Origin of the sequence: Candidatus Fukatsuia endosymbiont of Tuberolachnus salignus (genome assembly GCF_964030845.1) — a bacterium.
GTDB classification, from domain to species: Bacteria; Pseudomonadota; Gammaproteobacteria; order Enterobacterales; family Enterobacteriaceae; genus Fukatsuia; species Fukatsuia symbiotica.
The window spans coordinates 1,991,319-2,015,169 of sequence record NZ_OZ034983.1; the positions used below are offsets into that span (position 1 = coordinate 1,991,319).

23 protein-coding genes and 6 pseudogenes are annotated in these 23,851 nt (G+C 42.7%); 18 read left to right on the top strand and 11 right to left on the bottom strand.

Annotation, left to right across the window (positions count from 1 at the left end):
- Positions 1-8: 8 nt before the first annotated feature.
- On the bottom strand, positions 9-275 hold the full coding sequence (locus AAHH42_RS09600; RefSeq protein WP_342222097.1) for a hypothetical protein: 267 nt from the start codon (positions 273-275) through the stop codon (positions 9-11).
- Positions 276-292: 17 nt separating this feature from the next.
- Here AAHH42_RS09600 and AAHH42_RS09605 point away from each other — a divergent pair.
- The 3 genes and pseudogenes from AAHH42_RS09605 to AAHH42_RS09615 form a co-directional block, all read left to right on the top strand.
- A pseudogene (locus AAHH42_RS09605) lies at positions 293-660 on the top strand (phage antirepressor N-terminal domain-containing protein); the annotation flags it as partial.
- Between the two features lie 184 nt (positions 661-844).
- Complete coding sequence (locus AAHH42_RS09610) at positions 845-1,081, top strand: TA system antitoxin ParD family protein (RefSeq protein ID WP_342220993.1); 237 nt, start codon at positions 845-847, stop codon at positions 1,079-1,081.
- Complete coding sequence (locus AAHH42_RS09615) at positions 1,050-1,379, top strand: type II toxin-antitoxin system RelE/ParE family toxin (RefSeq protein WP_342220994.1); 330 nt, start codon at positions 1,050-1,052, stop codon at positions 1,377-1,379. Before AAHH42_RS09610 ends, AAHH42_RS09615 begins: the two co-directional genes overlap by 32 nt.
- Positions 1,380-1,453: 74 nt before the next feature.
- Here AAHH42_RS09615 and AAHH42_RS09620 read toward each other — a convergent pair whose 3' ends face one another.
- The 3 genes from AAHH42_RS09620 to AAHH42_RS09630 all read right to left on the bottom strand — a co-directional run bounded on the left by AAHH42_RS09620 (position 1,454) and on the right by AAHH42_RS09630 (position 8,237).
- The gene (locus tag AAHH42_RS09620) at positions 1,454-2,251 is read right to left on the bottom strand and encodes a calcium-binding protein (protein ID WP_342220995.1); all 798 of its coding nucleotides are present in this window, start codon (positions 2,249-2,251) and stop codon (positions 1,454-1,456) included.
- 152 nt (positions 2,252-2,403) lie between these two features.
- Positions 2,404-7,041 (bottom strand): C80 family cysteine peptidase, encoded by a 4,638-nt coding sequence (locus AAHH42_RS09625; RefSeq protein ID WP_342220996.1) that lies wholly within the window; start codon positions 7,039-7,041, stop codon positions 2,404-2,406.
- 101 nt (positions 7,042-7,142) lie between these two features.
- Positions 7,143-8,237, bottom strand: coding sequence for an ISAs1 family transposase (locus AAHH42_RS09630; RefSeq protein WP_342220836.1), 1,095 nt, complete (start codon positions 8,235-8,237; stop codon positions 7,143-7,145).
- 196 nt (positions 8,238-8,433) lie between these two features.
- Between AAHH42_RS09630 and AAHH42_RS09635 the strand changes: the two genes are divergently transcribed.
- The 6 genes and pseudogenes from AAHH42_RS09635 to AAHH42_RS09660 all read left to right on the top strand — a co-directional run bounded on the left by AAHH42_RS09635 (position 8,434) and on the right by AAHH42_RS09660 (position 12,139).
- Positions 8,434-9,114 (top strand): hypothetical protein, encoded by a 681-nt coding sequence (locus AAHH42_RS09635; protein WP_119797204.1) that lies wholly within the window; start codon positions 8,434-8,436, stop codon positions 9,112-9,114.
- A gap of 71 nt (positions 9,115-9,185) precedes the next feature.
- Positions 9,186-9,533: pseudogene (locus tag AAHH42_RS09640) on the top strand (transposase family protein); the annotation flags it as partial.
- Positions 9,534-9,995: 462 nt separating this feature from the next.
- Positions 9,996-10,205: a hypothetical protein gene (locus tag AAHH42_RS09645; protein ID WP_342220997.1), complete on the top strand. Its 210-nt coding sequence runs from the start codon at positions 9,996-9,998 to the stop codon at positions 10,203-10,205.
- A gap of 284 nt (positions 10,206-10,489) precedes the next feature.
- The gene (gene tehB / locus AAHH42_RS09650) at positions 10,490-11,356 is read left to right on the top strand and encodes an SAM-dependent methyltransferase TehB (RefSeq protein WP_119963802.1); all 867 of its coding nucleotides are present in this window, start codon (positions 10,490-10,492) and stop codon (positions 11,354-11,356) included.
- Between the two features lie 136 nt (positions 11,357-11,492).
- Positions 11,493-11,705, top strand: coding sequence for a hypothetical protein (locus AAHH42_RS09655; RefSeq protein WP_119797203.1), 213 nt, complete (start codon positions 11,493-11,495; stop codon positions 11,703-11,705).
- Between the two features lie 17 nt (positions 11,706-11,722).
- On the top strand, positions 11,723-12,139 hold the full coding sequence (locus tag AAHH42_RS09660; RefSeq protein WP_205411482.1) for a hypothetical protein: 417 nt from the start codon (positions 11,723-11,725) through the stop codon (positions 12,137-12,139).
- Positions 12,140-12,174: 35 nt separating this feature from the next.
- Here AAHH42_RS09660 and AAHH42_RS09665 read toward each other — a convergent pair whose 3' ends face one another.
- The gene (locus AAHH42_RS09665; protein WP_342220998.1) at positions 12,175-12,495 is read right to left on the bottom strand and encodes an IS4 family transposase; all 321 of its coding nucleotides are present in this window, start codon (positions 12,493-12,495) and stop codon (positions 12,175-12,177) included.
- 155 nt (positions 12,496-12,650) lie between these two features.
- On the opposite strand from AAHH42_RS09665, the pseudogene AAHH42_RS09670 reads away from it, so the two are divergent.
- A pseudogene (locus tag AAHH42_RS09670) lies at positions 12,651-13,673 on the top strand (IS630 family transposase).
- 17 nt (positions 13,674-13,690) lie between these two features.
- Here the strand turns inward: AAHH42_RS09670 and AAHH42_RS09675 are convergent.
- The gene (locus tag AAHH42_RS09675; protein WP_119797200.1) at positions 13,691-14,065 is read right to left on the bottom strand and encodes a hypothetical protein; all 375 of its coding nucleotides are present in this window, start codon (positions 14,063-14,065) and stop codon (positions 13,691-13,693) included.
- 1 nt (position 14,066) lies between these two features.
- On the opposite strand from AAHH42_RS09675, the gene AAHH42_RS09680 reads away from it, so the two are divergent.
- Together AAHH42_RS09680 and AAHH42_RS09685 are read left to right on the top strand one after the other, a co-directional pair.
- Positions 14,067-14,435 carry an IS630 transposase-related protein gene (locus AAHH42_RS09680; protein ID WP_072549715.1) on the top strand — a complete coding sequence of 123 codons (369 nt, stop codon included), beginning with the start codon at positions 14,067-14,069 and terminating at the stop codon, positions 14,433-14,435.
- A gap of 265 nt (positions 14,436-14,700) precedes the next feature.
- Positions 14,701-14,892: a transposase gene (locus AAHH42_RS09685; RefSeq protein WP_342221998.1), complete on the top strand. Its 192-nt coding sequence runs from the start codon at positions 14,701-14,703 to the stop codon at positions 14,890-14,892.
- A 6-nt stretch (positions 14,893-14,898) separates the two neighbouring features.
- Here AAHH42_RS09685 and AAHH42_RS09690 read toward each other — a convergent pair whose 3' ends face one another.
- Both AAHH42_RS09690 and AAHH42_RS09695 read right to left on the bottom strand, forming a co-directional pair.
- A complete protein-coding gene (locus AAHH42_RS09690) occupies positions 14,899-15,096 on the bottom strand; it encodes a hypothetical protein (protein WP_342220999.1) in 198 nt (65 codons plus the stop codon).
- Positions 15,097-15,119: 23 nt separating this feature from the next.
- Positions 15,120-15,943, bottom strand: a protein-coding gene (locus tag AAHH42_RS09695; RefSeq protein WP_342221000.1) for an IS5 family transposase whose coding sequence is annotated in 2 segments (ribosomal slippage) — positions 15,120-15,556 and positions 15,556-15,943 — 825 coding nt in all. Because the reading frame shifts where the segments join, the coding sequence is not laid out codon by codon here.
- 206 nt (positions 15,944-16,149) lie between these two features.
- On the opposite strand from AAHH42_RS09695, the gene AAHH42_RS09700 reads away from it, so the two are divergent.
- The 3 genes and pseudogenes from AAHH42_RS09700 to AAHH42_RS09710 form a co-directional block, all read left to right on the top strand.
- On the top strand, positions 16,150-17,100 hold the full coding sequence (locus AAHH42_RS09700) for a hypothetical protein (protein ID WP_342221001.1): 951 nt from the start codon (positions 16,150-16,152) through the stop codon (positions 17,098-17,100).
- Positions 17,101-17,222: 122 nt separating this feature from the next.
- Complete coding sequence (locus AAHH42_RS09705) at positions 17,223-17,975, top strand: DUF6651 domain-containing protein (RefSeq protein WP_342221002.1); 753 nt, start codon at positions 17,223-17,225, stop codon at positions 17,973-17,975.
- Positions 17,976-18,004: 29 nt separating this feature from the next.
- A pseudogene (locus AAHH42_RS09710) lies at positions 18,005-18,916 on the top strand (P22 phage major capsid protein family protein); the annotation flags it as partial.
- Positions 18,917-19,039: 123 nt separating this feature from the next.
- On the opposite strand, the pseudogene AAHH42_RS14830 reads toward AAHH42_RS09710, so the two are convergent.
- Positions 19,040-19,129: pseudogene (locus tag AAHH42_RS14830) on the bottom strand (hypothetical protein); the annotation flags it as partial.
- A 265-nt stretch (positions 19,130-19,394) separates the two neighbouring features.
- Entirely contained in the window at positions 19,395-19,763 is a 369-nt protein-coding gene (locus AAHH42_RS09715) for an IS630 transposase-related protein (RefSeq protein WP_072549715.1), read from the bottom strand.
- A 36-nt stretch (positions 19,764-19,799) separates the two neighbouring features.
- Between AAHH42_RS09715 and AAHH42_RS09720 the strand changes: the two are divergent.
- Positions 19,800-19,937 (top strand): annotated as a pseudogene (locus AAHH42_RS09720) (P22 coat - protein 5 family protein); the annotation flags it as partial.
- A 143-nt stretch (positions 19,938-20,080) separates the two neighbouring features.
- Here AAHH42_RS09720 and AAHH42_RS09725 read toward each other — a convergent pair.
- Positions 20,081-20,446, bottom strand: a complete 366-nt coding sequence (locus AAHH42_RS09725; protein ID WP_342221003.1) for an IS630 transposase-related protein — start codon at positions 20,444-20,446, stop codon at positions 20,081-20,083.
- Positions 20,447-20,568: 122 nt separating this feature from the next.
- Between AAHH42_RS09725 and AAHH42_RS09730 the strand changes: the two genes are divergently transcribed.
- Together AAHH42_RS09730 and AAHH42_RS09735 are read left to right on the top strand one after the other, a co-directional pair.
- Positions 20,569-21,267, top strand: coding sequence for a hypothetical protein (locus tag AAHH42_RS09730; protein ID WP_119963773.1), 699 nt, complete (start codon positions 20,569-20,571; stop codon positions 21,265-21,267).
- 721 nt (positions 21,268-21,988) lie between these two features.
- Positions 21,989-23,554 carry a hypothetical protein gene (locus AAHH42_RS09735; protein WP_342221004.1) on the top strand — a complete coding sequence of 522 codons (1,566 nt, stop codon included), beginning with the start codon at positions 21,989-21,991 and terminating at the stop codon, positions 23,552-23,554.
- Positions 23,555-23,851: the final 297 nt, after the last annotated feature.

The window sequence follows — 23,851 nt, forward strand, 5'->3', positions numbered from 1 at the left end:
CCTTATTTTTAATCTAGTTGAGCAAATTTTCCAGTGGTTTTAATGCCGATGGGTATATATCTTTTATTGCGGGGAAGCTGTTCAGTTGGCCCAGGTTTGGGCGGTATAGGATTTTTTGCCGGCATACTGGTAAGATTACGAGTTTCGCTCAATCGTGTTGAGAGGTCATTTGGCTGGTCATGATTTTGCTCTAAAGGTGGATCCGCCGCTGCAGCTGCAGTAAAAACCGCATAAGTTTCACTGTCAAAGAGTGAGAGTGACTCGATTTGTTCCACAGGCAAAACACGCAGCTATAACAAGCCAGAAGAATAATTTCACTATCACAGTTCCATTCTATGTTCCAATCTATATCTTGTTAATTATAAAGGTGAACGATATACCCCAATGCGCCCCATAATTGATGGTATGGAGTTGACTTGGCAAGAGCAAATCGAAAAACTTAAATCGCGGTTTTCCAAAGGAGTCAGGGAAATCATGATCCCTACTGCTGGAGGTGATCAAATTATGTGGTGTCTGGCTCTGAGAAAGCTTGCTGCATGGCTCAACACAATCAGCCCGAATAAAGTTAAACCAGAAATCCGTGATAAGGTTATTCAGTATCAGGAAGAATGTGACGATGTTTTGTACGAGTACTGGACGAAAGGAAAGGTTAAAAAACCAACGCACTTGTTCTAAGTCCCCTGAACTGCTTAGCGGCGACGATATTGGCAGTCTCTTAGAACTAGTGGGCTGGCCTGCTGTTGCTGCCTGTTTGTCGCATTATGCAATATTTTGTTGCTTTTCGCATTTTTTTGCTTATTATGCTCTTAACAATAAACAGGGCAAACAACATGGGGGTATGAATATGGCTATCAGTATTCGTCTTGATGAAGATTTCGTAACTGACGTTAAGATTTATGCCGATGTTTCCAGTAGAAGTGTACCAAAACAGATCGAACACTGGGCGAAAATTGGTCGCATAGTTGAAGACAATCCAGATTTACCGTATGGTTTTATCTTGGAAACGTTGCTAGCAAAGAGAGAAATCGAAAAAAATAAGGTATCGCGCTATGTCAGAAGGACTAAACGGACAGAAGGTTGATGTTTATGAATCTAACCGTTTTTCCAAAGCATTAGCCAGACTCCCCGAAAAACTATTGAGACTTGTAGAAGATGAGATTGAACGGGTTATCATAAATCCTGAACTCGGAGAACCAAAAAAAGGTGACCTCAATTATTTACGGGTGCATAAATTCCAACTCAATAGTCAACTTGTTTTATTAAGCTATAGCTGGATAGGGAGTAAGCTGGCGTTATATTTTTTAGGTTTAGGCTCACATGAAAATTTTTATCAGGAACAAAAGCGTCAACGAAAATCAGATCTCAAACTGATCGAATAGATTAAAGCCTAGGTTGATCACAGAGGCTTTTGCATTTTGAGTGAACCCGCTTTATTAAACATTTTTTCGGCTATTTAAGATACCATCTTGCTTACATTTGACCACAAGGTTGCATAAAGATGAGAGAACCTTTCATTTTCTGACATCAGGTTCAAACGTTGTTTAGCATCGAATGAAGAAAGGCTGGATACCAATGTATCAATATTATCACCCCTGAGTTCACCATCTATTGTCTGGATTTTTTCGATTCTATTCGCGGGCGATTTAAAATATTCTTCTACTGTGATGCTATGTTCGGCCAGGAGTATTTCTAAATCGTCGCCATTCTTCTGAAGAAAAATTTCTTTTTTGGTGATCCCGCCAATAAAGACAATAGTATCATTCCCCCCTATATCATTGATGAGATCCCAGCCATCATCAGGATCAAAAAGATAGCTATCATCTCCTTGACCGCCAAAGAGATCATCATTGCCTCTGCCACCATAAAGTTTATCGTTTCCTGCATTACCATAAAGTTCATCATTGCCTTTATCGCCAAATAGCTGATCGTCTCCTTCTTCACCATCTACTATTTTTATTCCTTTACCACTGGTGATCAAAATATCATTACCCGTCCCCCCGAATAAGCTACGATCGTATTCACTGGTATCAATAACAATATCGTCACCGGCCAGGGCAAAAAAGGTGTTATCCGTAAGTGTGACGGCATTGGATAAGAGAATAACGTCATCCCCTTCCGTTGCTTGTGTTTCACTCAGTTTATGACCGAGATAAGGACGCCCTTGTTTGTCAACATCCAGCTGATGGAAATCCCCTTTTTTATCAACTAGAAAAATATGGCGGTAACTGGCATCACGCATAAAATTCAGCATACGTACCTCAACGTACCCGCCAGATGATTCGAAGGGACCTAAAATAATATCGTTATTTTCTTGTCTAATATGCTTGATCTGTTCAATAAAGACCGGAAGTATTAGCAAATCCAGCTGAGGGTTCCCTGCTGTGTCTTCGTTATTAATCGAAATTATTCGAGAGATATTTTTTCTATCGGATCATCATGAAGATAATAAATGTCAGCACCTTCTCCACCTGTCAAGACGTCATTACCTCGACGACTGTGGAGCATGTTATTGAATTTATCACCCTTGATGTGATCATTAAACGGGGAATCTTCCGCGACCAGCTGGATATATTCAGGCAACAATTTGACGGTATCATTGATGGTGATTTGTCCTTGCCCGCGCCCATTATCCTGTTGTAGCTCAATTTTTGGCGTTGCGGATGGGTTATTGGCAAAAAATTCTTGCAGGCTTTGATCATGTACAATGCTGTATTGTGCTTTAAAGGTAGAAAAAAACAGCCAATTGCCGCTATTATCTTGTTCAAGGATTTTTGGCCATTCAGGAAATAATAATAATCCGTCACGGGTTGATAAAATGTATTGGTTAACCTGTTTAAGCTGTTTATTATTACCAGCAGCAAGCTGATAAGCGTTTTTTAATAATAGCGTCGTTTGCGTGCCATTATCGTTTCGTAAGCGGATGGATACTGAATACTGTGATCTGCTATGATTTTCTGCTAATAATGAGATGGTTTCTATTTGATCAATATTATGGTTGAGCATAATATTATTGACCTCTGGCACGCCATTATTTGACATTAAGGGATCATACAGCGTTATTGTGACGTCTCCTGCTTGTGAATTCTGCAAAATACAATAAGTATCGATCCCCGTGCCCCCTTCCGCGGCCCCCTGCTCGAGTGACAGAACATCATTGCCTCCCCTCCCCTGAAGATTATCGAAGCCTCCTCGGCCATTGAGCTGGTTGTCACCCTCATCTCCTATCAGAATATCACCCCTTTTATGATGCCCCAACGCATGCTCAATATTAGCGACAGTGGCAACGAGACCGCTCAGGCCAATATAACGGACTTCACCATAGGTAAGATCGATCATATAACCACTGGCTCCGATAGGCGGGGAGCCTGCGGCAACCAGTGTGTCGTTATCTGTTAACTGATTTTTATCAAAAATATGTCCGTCTTGCGGTGCAGCAGCTAATGGCACAGCTTCTTCACCATTGAGGATACTATACCGGTGCGGAGTAAGAGCACCCATTAAATAAAAAGTATCCGCTAATTGACCACCGGTATATTGTTTAAAACCTGCCCCCACGGTAAAGATATTTTTTTTATTCCGATAACCGATGACGGTATCATTACCTTCCCCAAGTTCAAAAAAAGCAGCAGTACCCGCCTGTTGATTTCGATTAATCGCCAAGGGATCATGCGCATTGCCAAGAATATTTTCTGTATCATGGTTTTCTAAATAAGGATTAGTATCACTTGGCTGGTTTAATAACATCTCTGATAACGTCAGCCTTCTCACGCTGCCCTGCGTATAATGGTTAACTGTATCAGTGCTAACATTAATGTTATCGTCAACACTCTGTAACACGGTTGGCTCAAAATAAAGTAATCCACTTTTATGGGTGGCAAACGCTCCCTCGTTTAATCGATGAGCCTGTTCAAGCTGTGCTTTATCGAGGTCTTGTAGCCGAACTTTTTCGCTCAAAATAATCAAATGCTGATCAGCCGGTTTGACAAATGTCACACCAGGAGAAACCAATATTAAGGTCAAATACTCTTCTTCTAATAAAGTAAAACTCCCACGGCTATAATAGACGACATCAACCTGTTGCCCAGATTTTTCCAGAATTTTACCTGCGTGCTCATCTAATTGTCGGTCATATTCTTCACGTACCGCTTTTTGGCTTTCCAATTTTGCCAATCTATTTTGCACGTCTTTGTTCAGATCCATGCCGAAAAAAAGCCGGCCCGTATTTTCCAATTGTTCAAGTGTGGTTAATACGATATTTTTGTTGATTTTTTCCATGGTACGGTTAGCAAAATAAGCTTGACTCACCGCGATGATAGTCATACCCAAAGCAATGCCCAATGGGCCAGCCAGTGTGGCGGATGCTCCCCCCATAGCAAAGGCAATGCCAACACTAATATTAACAGCAGCAGAGATAACTGCTAGTGACCCGCTGAAGATAAGATCTTGCCGGGTTTCAGTATTAGCCGTGGTCGCTAGCTGAGCGAATGCACGATGAGCACTATAAATATCAAAGCCACTCGATAGAATAGTTAACGTTGGCCCACCAAATTTTGCTATCCCGGTACTGGCATTAAAGCGCATCTGCCCTAGGCGAGCACCGGTACGCATGGTTGCGCCCGTTATTCTATTCCCGCGAACAAATTTACTGAACACATGCTGGGTGCGGTTGATCATGGCTGCCGGGCCTGTGGAAATAAGCTGTTGTCCCCATTTAACCAAGCCGTATTGGGTCGCATCAATCAAGACATTGGAGCCAAACGAAGCCAGCGCTAAATTTCTTTCGTAGACCAGCTCATTTTTTTCTTCGTCAGTGAGAGAGTCACGTTTGAGCATTTCACGATATTTAATCAAATCATAGATACCGCGAGTGTAGCCATATCCTTGCATTCCTACACCAACACGATGGACTGATCGGTTAAAACGGCTCCAGGCTGTTGCATCATGTAACGATGGCCATAAGCCAGACATGATATGCCCATTTTTTACATGGTAATTAATTTTATCCAATAGCACGATGGAGGCTTCGAGCGTACTGTTATTCTTGCCTGTGGTTAACAGACCGGCCAGCCTCCCTTTTTGCAGAAAAATTTGTTGTTTGAGTAATAGCACCGTCTGGGTGGCAACAGGATCATTTTTATCCAGTTGCATTAGGTAGTTATTCAGTTGCGCGGGGAAAAAACGTAACCTGGCAAGCAGAGAGGTATCAGTGAGATGGCGGGGAGAAAGCGGCTCTCCGTCAATGTTTGCGCCAATTTGGCTAAGTACGCGAGCAGGCAGGGTAATATTACCAAAACGGACATCTCCTGCCTCTGTCATCCTCTGGCGGTGAGTACGAAAATCCATCAACAATGTTTGCAATTGAGTCAGTGCAGGTAACCGCCGAGCGGCATGAGTGACATTCACTTCGTAGATAGTAAAATGATATTGATTGTTTTTTTGTGTGACCCCGTATTGCTCTGCTCGAGTGTCAGGATCCAACAGCGCGTTTCTACCTTGCAGGTAGTCGTTCAGTATCGCTTTAAGAGCCAGACTACTATTACCGCTGTCTTTACCGCTACAGCGTATTTCACCAACATGGGGATCGTACAGATAGTAAGTAGGTTGCCCGTTTTCAATCTGGCTGACTAGCATCAACGCATGGTGTTGGCTTTTAAATAAATAATAGCCGGGTTTCCAATCAAAGGGTGATACCAGCTGCTGAGTAAAAATTTTTTGGTCATTTAAATCAAAATTTTTTAATTCGATAAATTGCTGACGGAAAAGATTGGCCTGGCTCATTTCACCGTCGGTAATCATCCCATCGGTATCCGCTTTTTGTTCGTTAATCAGAGCATGGGTGAGTAAACCATTTAATAGGCGACGGGTTTCCGGTGTTCCCAAACATCGAGCATGTAGCCAGGCCAGCCCTAAACTGATGGCGTTAGATTGCGTGTGCAGCTCATTGCCACCGATATATAAGCCTTGTGGCGCTATTTGCATTTTAACACTGACACCGCTGTTATTTTGTTTCATGCTCGCTTTAGCCAGTGCGACGATATTTTTTTCTTGGATTTTGTTCCAGTATTGGCTCTGCTGCAATGCAGCCTGTACGCTTAATCCGGATAATTGAGGATGATGAGTGTCCTGTAGTTGTAGCAGTTGATAGATTTCGTGACGCCACGCCAAATGTTCCATGTTATTGAACGCGGTTAGCATTAACTGTTTAACATCCAACCTCCCTTGTTTTGATTGAAACGCATCGGTCAGATCAGCCAGCTCTTCCAGATTCAATGCACTATATTTCAGTTCACCTGAGGCCAGGTTATCGACCAGGCTTAATACCCACTGCAAACGTATCGACAGATCCGTGGTCGGGACTAATCTGCCTTGTTTATTCCAGGTTAGAACTAATTTATTCTCACTGACCTTATGATTCCAGAGGCCTTTGCTATCCAGTGTAATTTTTTGACCATGAGGCGTAACAGCCATGTCAGTACGGTGGGCGGAGACATTGGGGTAGATATCGTACTTACCGAGTTCTTGAGCAAATTGCCAGGCAAAACCCCTTTCTTTACTCATCTCGATCAATGAACAACCCACCAGGCTAACGGAGTGGGGATTGCGATTAATTCTAAATTTAGCACCGAAGGAGTAATGAAAGCCTTGCAGATTGTTCGCCAGTGCTCTAGCGGACTGATATGCCAAGGTCACCTCTCTGTCCTGGACAGAACCATGACCAACCAGCTGCCAACGCAGTTTTCCCTTCAATTTTTTTGCATCACCAAAAACGACACGGTAATAGCCATTTTTATCTAATTGTACTAATACTGACTTCTTATGTTTGCCTGCCAAATAGGCGGCGGATTTGGCAACAACCCTATCATTTTCTAACTGAATAATGATTTGACCGTCATAATGAGTGTCGCCACCATTGTGCGCGGTAACTTCGGGGATATCCCAAAAATCCAACTCAGAGGCGGGGCTACTACTGTCCCTGCTGCTATAACTATTTGTATCATCGAGTAAATCGTTTTGTATTCTATTGCTTCCTTGCATAAACATTGCTTCCTTTCATAAACGTTAAATAAATTCTATATTTAGATTGCATTAAAAATAATTAAGATAGTTCTCTGGTCAGGGCGGGATTCCACTTTGCTAATTTTTTAACCAAAAATAAGTTTACTACGAAAATCGGCTGACCAGGCGGCACGTCTACGTTTACTGGCAATACTATCTTGTTTACCTTTGTGCTGTTTAATCACACCCAACGCGACGCGATTGAAAAGAGCGACATGGGCTGCTCCATCCGGAGCTTTTATCAAGAGTTCATCTTCTCTAAACACCACATCCAATACCCAGTGAAGTTGATTTTCTATCCCCCAATGCAGCCGAATTGCCTGTGCCGCTTGTTCTGCATTCAGCGTTAATGAGCTGACATACCAACGTGACCGACAGTGGGTGACATTATTTTTTGTTCGTTCACTAGCGACCTCAATGAAAGTACGAATGGTAGGCCACTTCGCTTTTAATTCATTGGGTAATTCCGCATTAATTTGCATAACCGTACGTTTTTCTATCCGGCCATGCCCCTGATTAGTCTGCGTATATTCGTGCAATTTATCGCTATCATAGGCAAAAGCAAATTGCTGTTTTACCTGTTCAAACAGCTTCTTTTGAGTCGCTTTAAGCTGCACCACAAAATTGCCTTTACGTTGCGTGATAAGTGATGAAGTTGAGGTTTGGCAATGCAATGAATCGAGCGTCACAATAGCATTATCCAGCGCTAACGCGTCAATGCTCTGACGGGCTAATTCTCCTTCTTTTCCCTTATTGTTCGCCGCTTTTTGATAAAGCGTAATACCAGCATCAACATCATAGGCACTCACCACATGCAGCGCAGTGCAAATCTCTTCAGACCAGGTTCTCCGCAAGGTTTTACCGTCGATGGCGAGCAACGTCTTACCGGCTCGTTGGCGTCGTTCGTTAATCCATAAAAACAAGGATTGAATCAGCAAATTTGTATCTAATGCATTGATGATTTTAGCAATACAATGACGACGTGGGCTCTCACCATGATAAGAGCCATATTTTTTTAGCCAATCGAGCTGAGCTTCGCCAAAATCCTGGATGGATTTCCATCCCGAGGCCCCACTTAACACGGCGGCAAAAAACAGGAAAATAACATCGAGCAGGTGATGTTTGATATTAATATCTTTACGCGGGTCAGGGATCAGGGCTAATTGCTTTAAAATACTCATGATTACATATTCTTTAGGATACATAATATTATGAGCTTACTGCCTATTATTAGTTCACATTAAAGTGGGATCCCGCCCTGGTTCTCTGGTAGAGATAGATTTATATTCACGGCACCTGGTGAATATCGCTCTGCCGAGTTAAATTTGAGCTACTATATAATAAGTATTCATTTGATATATTATAGAGGAGCTTTCTATGCTTTCAATTACTTCCACGGCACTCGATTTAAATCACGATAGTCAGCCACCACTCAAGACCCCGATAGAAAATCTCGAGGATCTTGTAAATGCAGTTATACAATCACCAAAGCCGGTGAGTAATGAACCACTGGTATTTAACGAAAGTATTAAAAAGAGTTACGATTCCGCAAGGGGTCTATCATTAAATGAGATCGGTGAGGGATCCTACACACGTATTTTGGCGCCTTTGCAGCCTGTCGATGGCGCTTCATGTGATATGAAATTTCTTGAATCAGTTTTAAAGGAATCTAAAGATGAGAATAAAAAGATAGAGGATTCTTTATCTCTTCTAATCTATGATAAATACCTAGTCTTAATTAATAAAGATTATCTAACAGTAGAGCGGCTCAAAGAGCGAGATGATCTTAGTCGTACGTTTAATAGCCTTTTGCTCGAGCTTTCACTATCTGCGCAACATTATGGCTCTGCCGTTCGAACTTTATTTGTTCAAGGGGTTTCCCATTTAATGCGTTACTCGATTGATGAATCTAAATTGGAAAAACTAAAAAAAACCATCTTTGCTTTTCCGATACCAACGCCTGGAAGCGAAAAAACATTAGAAGATTTTGCTGTTCCACCTGGTACAGACGACCCTTTAGATAAAATTGATGCTTATGTTGTGAATAATCATCAGTGAATATGTGTTACTCAGAGCCTCGGCAGACATCTTATTTTAAAGAACGAGTGGGCAACTGCCTGAGTACTTATTGTACAAATTTCAGTAATGGAAAGCCCCCCCGATTTTTGGTTATTTAAAGCATCAAAGATTCTCTTTAAAATGAGCACCAAGGTATTGACGAATACGGGTTATCAAGGGTTACATAAGCTCCATGCCAATAGTGCGTGGCCAAAGCAAAAGTCAAAAAAATGCCCACTGACTATTGAGGATAAAAAACAAATAGAGCACTATCAAGTCAGCGAGTTCTGAATGAGAATGTCATTAGAATGTTGAAACGGGTTAAAATTATTGCAGATAAATATCGAAATAGACGAAAGCGATTTGGACTGCGGTTCAATTTAATTACCGGAGTTTATAACTATGAATTGGATTTTTAGGGTTTGGAAAGAACTCTATTAATAAAAATGGCACTATTTCGCCAATGAACAAAAGTGGAGATTGCTACACCCTTTACCCTCATTTCGATGAACTTATCCTGCTTAATTTTGAGTTAATTGATTTCATCGGTATTTCTCAGAATGCAAAATCGCACTCTGGAATAAAATCCACCGGTTGGCTAGGGTTCACGCTGTTTCTTCATGTTCATTTTATTATACCTGATTAGCAAGGAACCTAAGCTAGGTCTCCATAATTATGCTTAAAACAAATAACTCATTGATTTAAAATTATTTAATTTCAATGAGGGAATTATCTTTCTATATCAAAAAATGGCTTCAGTACTGGCTCCACCGAAATGACCGATTAACATGGCTTAGCTTCCTTGCTAATCAGGTAATTATATGTCAGTTAAATGAGCGTATTGCTCTACAACTGGTTGCGGGTTTTTTTAGGCGGTCAAATTGGCGTTGGTGCTGCTCTCCCTGATTATCGTAGGGGTTGCCCTGATGTTAATATTTGACCCGCTGCTCTCTTATTACGTCAATACGATGCCTGTGCTTAATGGCACTGAAGGGACCGTTATCATTATTTTCGCATTCCTGGTACTGTCCAATGCTGTTTCTGCCACATTGGAGTGTGGGGTTGGTCTGTATGTCGATAACCCTGTATAGTATCAGTTATTTAACAGTTACAAGGGCTCAAGCCCGTAATACGTGCGGGGGTGGCCATCTCTTTACTTGTAAACAAAATATGAGCGCAATTCTGCTTCTTTAGGGGCGGGTCAAGCGAACGGTGTTATCTAAATTTTGCCCAATCTCTTCGGTGCTTTAACCTCATTTTTAGAAGGGGATATTTGTTGGTTTTTTATCCGTTGTAGGTACTACCTATCTGCTGAGAAATAGAAACCTGCGCAATTTCATCCGTTGTTCACAATACCCCGTATTTGGAGAAATCTATGCAACAATTGCTGTGTTATAAGACACTGCTGCAGTGGAATAGTCAGACAGTCCCGGATAATTTTAAACAGAAACATAATACTAAACCAACAACTTGGTCAAAATTGACCGTCCTGCACGGCACATTGACCCTTGCCTTAATGACCGAAGCTGGCAAGGTGACCGAAACCTTAATTTTTAATCCGCAAAGCCGGGTACCGTTTATTGAACCACAGCAGTGGCATCGTATCGTCTCGTTTTCGGATGATATGCAGTGCCAGTTAGCGTTCTATTGCACTGCTGAAGATTATTACAGTAAAAAATATGATCTGACAGCGACGCATTCTGAAGTCGTCGAGGCGGTAAAACTGATACCTGCAGGTAAGACATTGGATCTCGGTTGCGGAGGGGGACGAAATGCACTTTACCTCAATCTGAAAGGTTTTGAGGTTACTGCATGGGATAAAAATGCGGGGGGTATAGATGCGCTCAATCGGATCATTGCATCGGAGCGGCTGTCGCATATCAATGTCGAAGTTAGAAATTTGAATACTCATCGCTTTAATGGTGCATATGATTTCATTTTATCGACCGTAGTACTAATGTTTCTTGACCGTCAAAGCATCCCCCAGTTAATTGGAGATATGCAAAACAGTACTATCAGCGGAGGTTATAACTTGATTGTTGCCGCTATGGATATGCCTGATCACCTTTGTACGTTGCCATCGTCGTTTACTTTTACTTTTAAATCCCAAGAACTTGTAAATTATTATCAAGGGTGGAACATTATCAAATATAATGAAGACATAGGGCAATTACACCAAACGGATGCACAGGGTAAAAGGATCACATTACGTTTCGCAACACTGGTGGCGTGTAAAGCATAAATAAGTAGGGAGTAATCCCTATTAAGAAGGGCGTTCTGTTTTCGCTCCGGATGAAGCGTTGGTGCATGGATGATAGCTTTAACTTTTATCGACATCATCTTATGACATGTCGATTGCATCAACACAGGAGCACAATATGTACACGATAAAAGTCAGTTTCGGCGACGATCAAGGCGAAACCGGTTATCCCACCACAGAATGGCACTGGAACCGCAACACCAAACACCTCAATATTGTCTCCAACGGTATCAGCGATGCCATCCATTTTGCACCTGCCGATACGGTCTCGGTGCTTAATGCCGCAGGCCAGACGGTGGTGAGCTACAGCCACCTCGATACCTCCCCCTAACCTAAGGAGCTCTCACAATGGCAAAACCCGATTGGGAGGCCATCGAATCGGCTTCTGTTGTCTTGTCTCATCGAGTTGATTTGGCAGGCTGGCGGCAGATTGCCAACCATCTGAAAACCTTCCTCGCTCGTACCGTTATCACCGAAGACAATCATGCTGCTCTTGTGAGAACGCTCAGCGCCGGGGTGGATGCCCAGCTGAAACTGATTAAGGGCGAGCGCGATGCCTATGGCTTGAACAACGAGACTGCCCCCGGCGCAGAGAAAGAGTTGGCACAATGGATGAAAGACCTCGCGGAAGACGACGCACATGGCATTCAATTCGACGCTGAAAACACAGTTATAGCTGAACAACATAATAATAATGACATCATATATTCTGAAAATAAGGTATCGATGTCACAATTGAGGTCTTTTTTCTTACTTTTAGCCTGAGCCCATTGATGTTCAATGGGATTGAGGTCTCACTTTTACCCACAATTTTTGTTATTAAGAATAATGAACAATCTCACATTTTCTTGCAGGATCTCATACCCTCGCCAAAGCGACATGATTCCCGGTAAACCCTCGGCACGTCGGTTAAGAAATCCTCCCAATTGACCCAGCCATGTTATTGCCTGAAGCACTGTGGGGGGATGCTCGGGAAGGCGGCTTGTTGTCTGTATTCTGCAATACAGCGTTTGCCATTCTATCGTTGACAACACATCGGTGCAGGTAGCCTCAGGACACAACGCTGCCATTTTGGTCATATACATCAGTTTGAAGGCGATAATGCTTTTGAGGGTGATCATTTTCGTTAGTTTGGTTGCCGTATTTAAACGACATTGTTCAACACAACATCCTGATTTCAGTGTGTTGAAGAACTCTTCTATCTTCCATCTCAGTCTATACCCGTGATCAATGAAGATGCTTGATTTTGAAGTCGATAAGGATCATGCTCATAGCCATGAAAATAGAGCTGACTGCTGACCAGAAAATTACCCTCGAAGCCCAACATCGTCAAAGCCATGACCGCCGTGTCTGTGACAGGATCCGGTGTGTTTTGTTGTCCGCAGACGGCTGGACTCCCCCTATGATTGCTCACTCACAGCTCATTAATGAAACCACGGTGCGGCGCCACCTTACAGACTATCATAAACTCAACAAGCTCAAGCCTGAAAATGGCGGCTCCGATGGCTATCTCAATGCGGAACAGACCACGTCGCTGGTTGAACATCTCACCCAGCCGCTCTACCACCACAATCACCAAATTGTGGCGTATATCGCTGGACGCTGGAACATCACCTTTACCGTATCAGGTCTGTATAAAGGGTTGAAGCAGCATGGCTTTAGCTATAAAAAGCCGAAAGGTGTTCCGCATAAATTTGCCGTTGAGAAACAGTAGCAATTTATAAAGACCTACAGCGAATTGAAAGACGCCGCGGGTAATGACCCCATACTGTTTATTGATGCCGTTCATCCGACACAAGCCACCAAAATAAGCTACGGCTGGATACGAAAAGGCCAGGATAAAACGATAGAGACCACCGGGAGCAGAACGCGGTTGAATATCATGGGAGCCTTGAACATCCAGAATGTGGCTAACCCCATAATCCGTGATGATGAGACGATTAACAGCGAAAATGTGGTTCACTTCCTGTCTGCCATTCGCGCGCATTATCCCATCACGACAACGGCACATGTGATCCTCGAGGGTGCAGGCTATCACCGTTCACAGTTTGTGCAAGACGCCGCGCTTACGTTGAATATCCAGCTTCATTACCTTCCGCCGTATAGCCCGAATCTAAACCCGATAGAGCGATTGTGGAAGGTGATGAATGAGCAAACACGAAACAATAGATATTACCCATCTAAACAGAGTTTTAAGAACGATATCTTAAACTTCTTTGAAGTGAAGCTACCACAAATGGCAAGTTCTCTGGTATCTCGCTTAAACGATAATTTCCAGGCGCTAAATCCTGCATCTTGATTTCACTTGGGTATATATCAATTCACTTTCTCTTCTGCTTCAAAGGCGTCAGTGGCCGTCAAATTGGTCAATAATACCCATTCGACAGGCGCTATTCCTTCTGGAGGAGGCTGTTCTTTAACACTGATGGCAGATACGTGAACCTTTTCATGGATATGCCGTGAAGCGTCTTTATTGGTAGGCCCATAAACTAAATTATTTCTAATGGGGAGCCAGCCTGAAGTGGAGCGAATATCCACATAAGCCGTTCTTGCTACCCTTTGCTGATTTTTGGGCAGAGTGAGCGCTATGGTTTTTAAAATCGGCGTCTTTGACAAGGCGGTTTGCACCGTTGTTTTTTTCCCCTTTTCATCGATATAGCGTAGGCTGTATAAATTGATGTATAATTTCAAGATGACTTATCCATTAAAATTTCGCCAACATGTATTGGCTATTAAAGAGCAAGAAAAGCTTACATATGCCCAAACGGCCACACGTTTTTGTATTGGGACCGCAAGTCTGATGCGCTGGGCTAAACGAATAGAACCTTGTCTGACACGTGATAAACCCGCCAGTAAAATAGCTCGAGCGGCGTTGATTCTTGATGTGGAAACCTACCCTGACGCGTCTCAATACGAGCGAGCCCAACGTATGGGAGTGAGCGCTAGAGGTATCTGCCATGCGTTGAAACGGGCAGGGTTTAGCTATAAAAAAAACATTTTATCATCCAAAAGCCAACGCCCAATCCCGAGAAGATTTTCAGATCAAGATCCAGGCCTATGAAGCCAGCGAGACCCCTATTATTTACGTTGATGAAAGCGGTTTTGCTCATGACATGCCCCGCCTCTACGGCTATTGAGCTAAAGGTAAGCGGTGTTACGGTCAACATGATTGGCACGCTAAAGCACGTACCAATGTCATTGGCGCTCAGCTTAACGGAAAATTAACCACCGTTTGTGCCTTTGAATACAATATCAATAGCGATATTTTTCATGCGTGGGTAACCCAAGACTGACTGCCAAAAATCCCTCAAGGTGCTGTTATCGTGATGGATAATGTGAGCTTTCACAAACGCCAGGATATCCAGTCTACTAGACAAAAATCTGGTTTTATTCTGGAATATCTCCCGACGTATTCTCCTGACCTCAACCCGATTGAGCACAAATGGGCTCAGGCTAAAGCCCTTCGTAGGAAACGACAATGCGATATCGACACTCTCTTTTCTGACCCTTTATTTTGAATCAATTTATACGGCTACAGCCATAAACTTTCTGTCTTTCCGGTTGCGGATAATAAAAAATGTTTTTAGTGAGCTTGCAACCCGAAAAAATTCGAAACTATCCGCTTCTCTGTCTCCCAGCGTGATTAAGCGGCTATCTTTGGGTATCAGCGCCGCTGTCTCGTAGAGGGTCTCTATCCACTTAATACTTTCTTTTTCTTTCATTAGACCTCTTCGGAAACTCTGATTTATCTAATTTCCATGTTATAAATTGCTGCAATCAGATTAAATCGTAATCCAAAACGTTTTCGCCTGTTTCGATAACGATCTGATACGATTTTAAATCGTTTAATCATACCAATGACATTTTCGTTTAATACACGCTGGCTTGATAACTCACGATTGTTGCGTTTATCTTCTTTTGTTAAGGGATTTTTCTTTGTCTTTTTCTTAGGCAACGCCGAGTTTGAATGGATCTTGCCAAGCCCTTGGTAACCTGTATCTGTCACTGTTTTGATTTCAGGATGTATTCGCACGCCAGACTCTTTGAACAACCTAAAATCATGACGCCTCCCATGAGTAAAGCTTGTACAGATGACTGCTTTGCTTTTTTTATCGACGATCACTTGGGTTTTTAAGGTGGGTCGTTTCTTTTTTCCTGAGTAAAACTGCTTTTGTTTTTTTGGGGACGTTCAATCGGCGTTTCTGTGGCATCAATAAGAACGAGCTCATACTCCCTATCACTTTTTAATAAAGCTTTGCGTCCAGGGAGTGCAAAATCAGGATGCTTTATTAGCGTATTTTCTATCCATTTAATCGTTTCATAGCAGGTGCTCTCACTCACCCCATCGCTTCGGCTAACATGAAAATAAGTGCGATATTCCCGTAGATACTCAAGGGCCATTAATAAGCGATCTTCTAAACCCAGCTTGGGTTTCCGACCTCCGTTCCCTTGCTTACATTTATCTGCTTCATTCAATATCTTTATCATCTTTTCAAATGTACTGCGTTTAACTCCGGTTAAGCGCCGAAATTTTTCCTCTTCCAATACCTTTATTTGTTCATATTTCATGGGGGCTCCTTGTTCAGGAGATTTTTAACAACATTCCTACATGAATGCTATAGCAGGCGCCGTATCAGTTGATTATGAAAATCAGAAATAACATACTGATATTAATTAATATTTATTAACAAAAGTGATCACGTTACATGGCGCCTGCTATAGTTTCCGAAGAGGTCTAATATGATGCTGAATTAACCGCCCGACTTTTCGGGAGAGTGGAGCAAGTGAACCCGCAGCACATCGAAGTCAAACAGTTAGCCCGCTTGTTAGCCTGTGTCCAAGAGGTGAATCAGCAGGCAATGAGTACCCTGTATTTGTCGCTCAGTGAGGAATTGCTAGCCTTTGCCGAGCACGAAGCGGGTTATCACTGCCGTCTTGTTGATAAGCTGCTGCCTGATGGGGTGCTACACCGCTATCCCTTAGCGATTATCACCGCAGAACAGGTTTACGCGGCAGCGATGGCGGAGCCCTTTCAAGGGCGTTTACTGCACGACTGGGTCAGTCATCTGGAAAGCGATCGCTTTCAGCGTATCAACAACGCGGTAAAAAACGGGTTTCTCTTGGGTGATACCATCGAGCAAATTACACGCAAAGTACGCGGGAGCAGGGCAAAACAGTATCAAGATGGGGTACTGGACATCAGTCGCAAAAATCTCACCAGTGTGGTCAAAACCGCTGTTAACCATGTTTCAGCGGTAGCACGGGATAAATTTGCTGAAAATAACGCCGCAATGATAGACAGAAAACAGTGGCTCAGTACGCTGGATAACAAAACCTCATCACCCTGTGTTATCCGTGACCGTTTGTGCTACACCCTAGCCGGCCAGCCACTCGGCCATCACATCCCCTATCTACAAGGACCGGGGCGACTGCACTTTTGCTGTCGCTCAACGGAGACACTGGTCATCAAATCCTGGCGCGCCCTGGGCATTGACCGGGATGAGCTGGACCCGGGCACACGCGCCAGCCTGGACGGGCAAGTGCCTGCGGATACCACGTATTCTGACTGGTTACAGCAACAACCCTACGCGCGGCAAATCCAAGTCCTAGGTAAAACCCGCGCTAAAATGCTGCGAGAGGAGGGACGGCGTCCCGATGACTTTTTCAGCGACAAAGGGGAATGGCTCACCTTGGAACAGCTGCGTAAAATCACCCAAACAGAGTAAAAAATAAACATTCACACAGGCCACCCCAGGGTGGCTTTTTTTATGAACAGCTGTGAGCGGAGGCGCCACAGCGCCCGGGTCGGATGACCGGTTAACCCAGCCTGCGGGCGGAGAAAAGAGCAATGAAATTACACCTCGATACAGAAGGAAAAGCAGTACTGGAAAACGGCATGCCGGTGTATTTGCATGAGGACGGCAAAGCGATCCCCTTTGATGCGGTGGCGGCCTTGAACAAAATTAGCGCCCTCAATGGCGAGGCCAAAGGCCACTGTGAGGCCAAGGAAGCACTCGAGGCCAAACTCAAGGCGTTTGCAGGCATTGACGACCCGGCGAAAGCCCGTGAAGCACTGCAAACGCTCACCCACATCGATCAAAAGAAATTAATCGATGCGGGCGCGGTTGATCAGGTGAAAGCACAAATCACTCAAGCCTTTCAAACCCAGCTTGACGAGGCCAGCAGCAAAAATAAAACCCTGGAAGCCCAGTTGTATCAAGAGATGATTGGCGGACGTTTCAGCAGTTCGGCGTTTATCCAGGATAACCTGGCTATTCCAGCGGATTTGGTGCAAGCCCGGTTCGGTCAGGCGTTCAGCATTGACGCGGGCAAGGTGGTCGCCACGGATGCGGCAGGCAACAAGGTATTCTCACGCCGTCAGCCCGGGGAAATCGCGGAGTTTGAGGAAGCCTTAGAATACCTCATCGAACAGTATCCGCACAAAGACCACATTCTGAAAGCCTCCGGCCACCGTGTGGGCGGCTCGCAGCCCACACCCCAGCAGCACGGACAAAAAACACTCAAACGCAGCGCCTTTGATGCCTTGGACATCGGCAGCAAACAGGCCGCATTCAAAGACGGTATCTCGATCGTCGATTAACTGTACACACATTACCCTGGAGCAATAGCATGGCAAACACCTTAACGGGGTTGATCCCCACGATTTATACCGCATTAGACAGCGTTTCCCGTGAGCAAGTCGGTTTTATTCCCGCCGTCGCCCGTAATAGCAAAGCGGAAGCCGCCGCCCTCGATCAAAATATCACCGCACCGGTGGCCCCCATCGCTAAAACGGTGGACATCGTGCCTGGTCCCACCGCAGCAGGCAGTGCGGAACAAACCATCAGTACAGTGGAAGTTAAAATCAGCAAATCCAAAATGGCGCCCGTGCAATGGAACGGGGAAGAACAACTGGCTGTCGGGTCGGCAGGCACCTATAACCTGCTGCTGGCTGACCAGTTCAAACAAGCCTTTCGTGCCCTGGCGAACGCAGTCGATCGCGATTTAGGGGCACTGTACACCGGCTCAGCGCGGGCTGTCGGAAAGGCAGGGAGCACTCCCTTTGGCGTCAAAGAAGACCTGGCCGATTTTGCCGATGCGCGTCGCGTGCTGGAAGATAACGGAGCCCCGACCACCGATTTGCAAATGGTCTTGGGGTCAGCGGCTATTTCCAACATTCGCGGCAAACAATCCGTCTTGTTTAAAGTCAACGAAGCGGGCAGCGAAGCCCTGTTGCGTGAAGGGACCATCGGGCGTATCGAAGGCTTTAATTTGCACAATTCCGCGGGCATCAAACGGGTCACAGCAGGGACAGGCAGTGGGTTTCTGGTCAACAAAGCGGGCGGTTATCAAATCGGTGATCAACTGATCGCGGTGGATACCGGCAGTGGCACGATAAACCGAGGGGATATTGTCACCTTTACCGGCGATACGCATCAATACGTGGTGGCCGCGGCCAGCGCCTCGACTATCACCCTGTCTGCACCGGGCTTGTTGCAAGACCTGGCGGACAACACCGCTGTCACGCTGGTTGGTCACTATGGCTGTAGCCGTATAAATTGATTCAAAATAAAGGGTCAGAAAGAGAGTGTCGATATCGCATTGTCGTTTCCTACGAAGGGCTTTAGCCTGAGCCCATTTGTGCTCAATCGGGTTGAGGTCAGGAGAATACGTCGGGAGATATTCCAGAATAAAACCAGATTTTTGTCTAGTAGACTGGATATCCTGGCGTTTGTGAAAGCTCACATTATCCATCACGATAACAGCACCTTGAGGGATTTTTGGCAGTCAGTCTTGGGTTACCCACGCATGAAAAATATCGCTATTGATATTGTATTCAAAGGCACAAACGGTGGTTAATTTTCCGTTAAGCTGAGCGCCAATGACATTGGTACGTGCTTTAGCGTGCCAATCATGTTGACCGTAACACCGCTTACCTTTAGCTCAATAGCCGTAGAGGCGGGGCATGTCATGAGCAAAACCGCTTTCATCAACGTAAATAATAGGGGTCTCGCTGGCTTCATAGGCCTGGATCTTGATCTGAAAATCTTCTCGGGATTGGGCGTTGGCTTTTGGATGATAAAATGTTTTTTTTATAGCTAAACCCTGCCCGTTTCAACGCATGGCAGATACCTCTAGCGCTCACTCCCATACGTTGGGCTCGCTCGTATTGAGACGCGTCAGGGTAGGTTTCCACATCAAGAATCAACGCCGCTCGAGCTATTTTACTGGCGGGTTTATCACGTGTCAGACAAGGTTCTATTCGTTTAGCCCAGCGCATCAGACTTGCGGTCCCAATACAAAAACGTGTGGCCGTTTGGGCATATGTAAGCTTTTCTTGCTCTTTAATAGCCAATACATGTTGGCGAAATTTTAATGGATAAGTCATCTTGAAATTATACATCAATTTATACAGCCTACGCTATACACCGCTAACATGGCCTTCGATCGCAATGCGTTTCTGCTGGCGTCACGGACACCGGCGATGCCTCAAGGCGGGGATATCGCCGATGATGTGATGAATGTCACCGATCCGGTCTCCGGCATGACTTTCCAGGTGGCGCACCAATGACATTTGTTCGGCCCTTGGCCTGCCAATCCTGGGTACCCCAACAGCGTTGACCTCGTGCAGCATAACCGTGGGTTCGTGGCCTATCGTGTGCGAAACCGCTTTCATCCAGATAAACGACCGGTTTTCCCTGCTTTTTATAGCAGGCTATCGTGTCCTGGAAGGCGCGCCGTGTCTCTTCGTCTGCCTTGGGATGACGCAGGGTTTTTTTTATAGGTGACACCCAGGTTTTTCAGTGCCTGCCAAATGGCTTTCTGGCACACCTGAAAGCGCGCCGCCCGTTCCCGTTGGTAAGCATCGGGATAAAGTGCAACATCTTCAGCTAACGCCACTTTATCAAGCTTACGCCGACGGGGGGAAGAAGCTTTAACCTCGATACGACTGAGCCAGCGAGTAACGGAAGCTGAACCAATGTGGAAGCGTTTAGCGGTCTCTCTGATACTCAAGTTTTCTTTCTCTCGAATACTCAGAACTTTACGGCGAAAATCGACAGAGTGGCTCATCGCTAACTCCCTGTTAAATAATTTAGCTATACATTGTAATCAAAATTAATACGTTACGCTATACCATCAATTTATTAGCTCAAAAAAACAGCTCTGACAACAATTGTGGAATAACTTTGTTCGTGATTTCACATGGAATACTAGAAAATGGTCAGTTAATGATTGACTTAGATGGTGAATATATAAGTTGTAGCGATTTTTTTGCGAAGATTGGGCAATGTACGGATAAACCTGTAAATATATTTATGACAGCCTGTCACGGTGCTGCTGCAATTGACAACGCAGCATTGTTACCTAAAGGTTCTTCGTTAGCTGTTGTTTCAGACAGAAATGAACCATCGTTAGGAGAAAATCTAGATCATTTTTATTCATTGATAGAAAAATCCCCTGATATCAGTACACTGTCTCTTTTATTATTATACAACTGTACACTGCAAAATAGGACATCAAGTTCTCTATGGATTAATAATAATGCGTATCATCTGAAATATTTTGTTCCAGGTATCCTTGGTCGTCATTTTTCAGCTACAGAGCGAAAAAAGGTTCACAGTGCTTTGGACAATTTTATGAATAAATCCGACAGAGAACACATAGATTTAGTAATGAATAAAATATCAAGAATTAAATCTATTGATGATATAACTGCTGCTGACTACGGGATATTACTCGCCATTACTAATGTGCTCTGTTGCAAAATTCCAGATGAATGTGTGGATATATCATTAGTCTCGCGGATTAGTGGAAGTAAAACCGAACTGCGTAAGAAGGGGATGTTATCTCGGGTGAAGGGGCGTGTTCAGACTTGTTGTACTCTAATCTAGAAGTCGAGTTTGGATAAGTACAATAGGGTCATTATGTTGGCTCCCAGCACGCAACAACCCAAGACGGGATTCCATTTTATATTATTTATAATCAATAAGGTTTGTATTCAAGCATTTTACAGATCAAGACTCCTCACAAGTTCAATTAACATAAAGAAATTGAATATTTTACAACCTTAAATTGGTTAATTAATGAGTATAATCCTGCTTTAATGCATGGGATGGGCTCATTGTGCTGTAAAATGAAAAAAATTTACTATAAACAAAATAAAATACATTTTATTAGAAGATAATTTTTTCAAGAAGAGTCTAATTAATACATGACTCACGCAAGCCCAGTGTATTTCGATGTAAAAAAATTAAAAAAACACTTTATCTCGCTAGTGGTTGAAAAGATATTAATCCTGGGCTTTATGTAAGTCCTGTAACAATAGGATTATTTTTGTGACAAAATATTTTAATAGAAGGTAGAAATGATAACCAATAATACATTCTTAAATTTTCAAGGCACGCTTGTGGTAGTAGGGGGCGAAAGAATAGGGGCTATGCTCAGTGGAGATAGAAAAAAAGCGACACATATGAATTTTCTTTATCGGTTTTTTGATTTATTTAGAAGTGAAAGCAGAAAAAAAAGTTTGAACGATTGTATGATGAATTACATCAAAATTAGAAAAAAGACGATAGTCTCGAAAAATGTAGGATTTTTGCAGACATAGTAAAGATGGCTGGGAAGGGTGGAGAAGAGCAATGTACTGTTTCTCTAAATAATCATAGCCAAATGAGATTTGATATAGCTGGAGAATCTATTTTCAGTCAAGATATTGATGATATTTCCAAAAAATGGGTCAAAATGATTTTTCTTCAACCATCAACCTCATATCCTGACTCATATAAAATAAGGAATGATAAATTTGGATTATTATATAAAAAATTATGTGCAATTCAACCAGATGATGGCAGAATGAAAATCTATCAAGATCAGAGTTTAAATAAATTAATGTTTTTCTCGGAAATGAGAGATTTAGCGGATGTTGATGAAAAAAATGAATTTTCCGTCTCTCTACAAGAAGGAAAGATTTTTTTTAATATCTATGGAATATCTATCTATAATCAACCTGTTAATGAGTCATATAAAACAATTATACAAAATGGGTGTGAATTCTTTAGTTTGCCTGGAAAAAGTGCAAATGAATTAGAAAAGTTTATAGAAAAAAATATCGTTTCTATAAGCAAAAAAATTGCAAACTATTTTTTAAAACATGAAAAAACCTTAAAGAAAAAAGATGAAAAAAAAGGTACAGATCATGAATTTTTGGAAATGAAATATAGTGGGACTAATCTGACACATAAAAAGAAAATATATTATTTTGATATGAAAAGGACATATTCTGAACGTGTTATTTGTACACCAGGTGAAGAGCTTAAAGATGAAGATCAGATAGAAGGTACGTCTAAACGTTTAGTTCAAAGAAATGGGCGAGTTGTAGTATTTATACCCAGTCGTAACCTTATTTCTAGGAACTGGACTGACTTTGATGAAGGTAATAACAAATATTATAGACTTCTACGAGAGACACCGACAGTAATAAGTGGTTTGGTTGTCGCTAAGAATAAAATAGTGGCGCCTAATGCAGGTGAAGATTTATTTGATTTACTCGAAAAAGGAACCATACTGAAGGTTAGTGCATTTAAAGATGCAGCATTTGATTTAAAAAAATTACATAATAAAGATATATATTTAACAGATATTAAAATAGAAAACATGACCTTGAATAAAGGAAGCGTTAATTTTATTGATATAAATATAGTAAAAAAAGGGATGAAATATAGAGAAGTAATTTTTACTGGATGTAATACCACATATGGTTTGGTAAATAACTGGGATAGAAAAGATCCTGTAACAAAGGAAATGGTTTATGATTACTCTTATTTAAGAACAGCGGATAACTATGCGCTTTTACTGGCTATGATAGTAGCCACGACAGAAGATCCTTTACTTCAAAAAGCGGCAATGTCCCCTAAGGTAGATATTATGCATGAAATATATCCAGACGATTACCCCAAAGACATTTATAAACATCCCGGAGCGATAAATCCTGAAAGCCGCAGCTTATTTTTAGCGTGGATATGTAAAAATGTCAAACCTGAATTCCATGGGATTGTCAAGTCTTTATTAACAAATCCAGCTGAAGTTGCAAAAAATTCACCTAATTGTAAAGATCTAGCTGATATGCTTTATTTTGATGATGAACTGAAGAGTGAGGCAAAAAAGAATAGCTTTTTTTAAAATGAATAACTTTACGATGAATTACAGAAAGGAATCTTCGTTCAGAGCAAGACGATAGGTCGAAATGAAGAGGCAACATATTGATAAATAGTGACTGAAAAGTTGTGCTTTGTCGTGTTTTGTTGCCTATTATATAAGCAAAAAATATTTTATCTATTTGTTTTTTATTGGTTATTTTATCTTAGTGTAACTTTATTTCACTTAGAGCCTGTTTCAAATCTTTTTTCTGTGCTCAGAAGAGGAAAAAATGGGCGAAAAAACGCAGTTTTTTCTTTGTATACAACGGAAAGGAGTAAA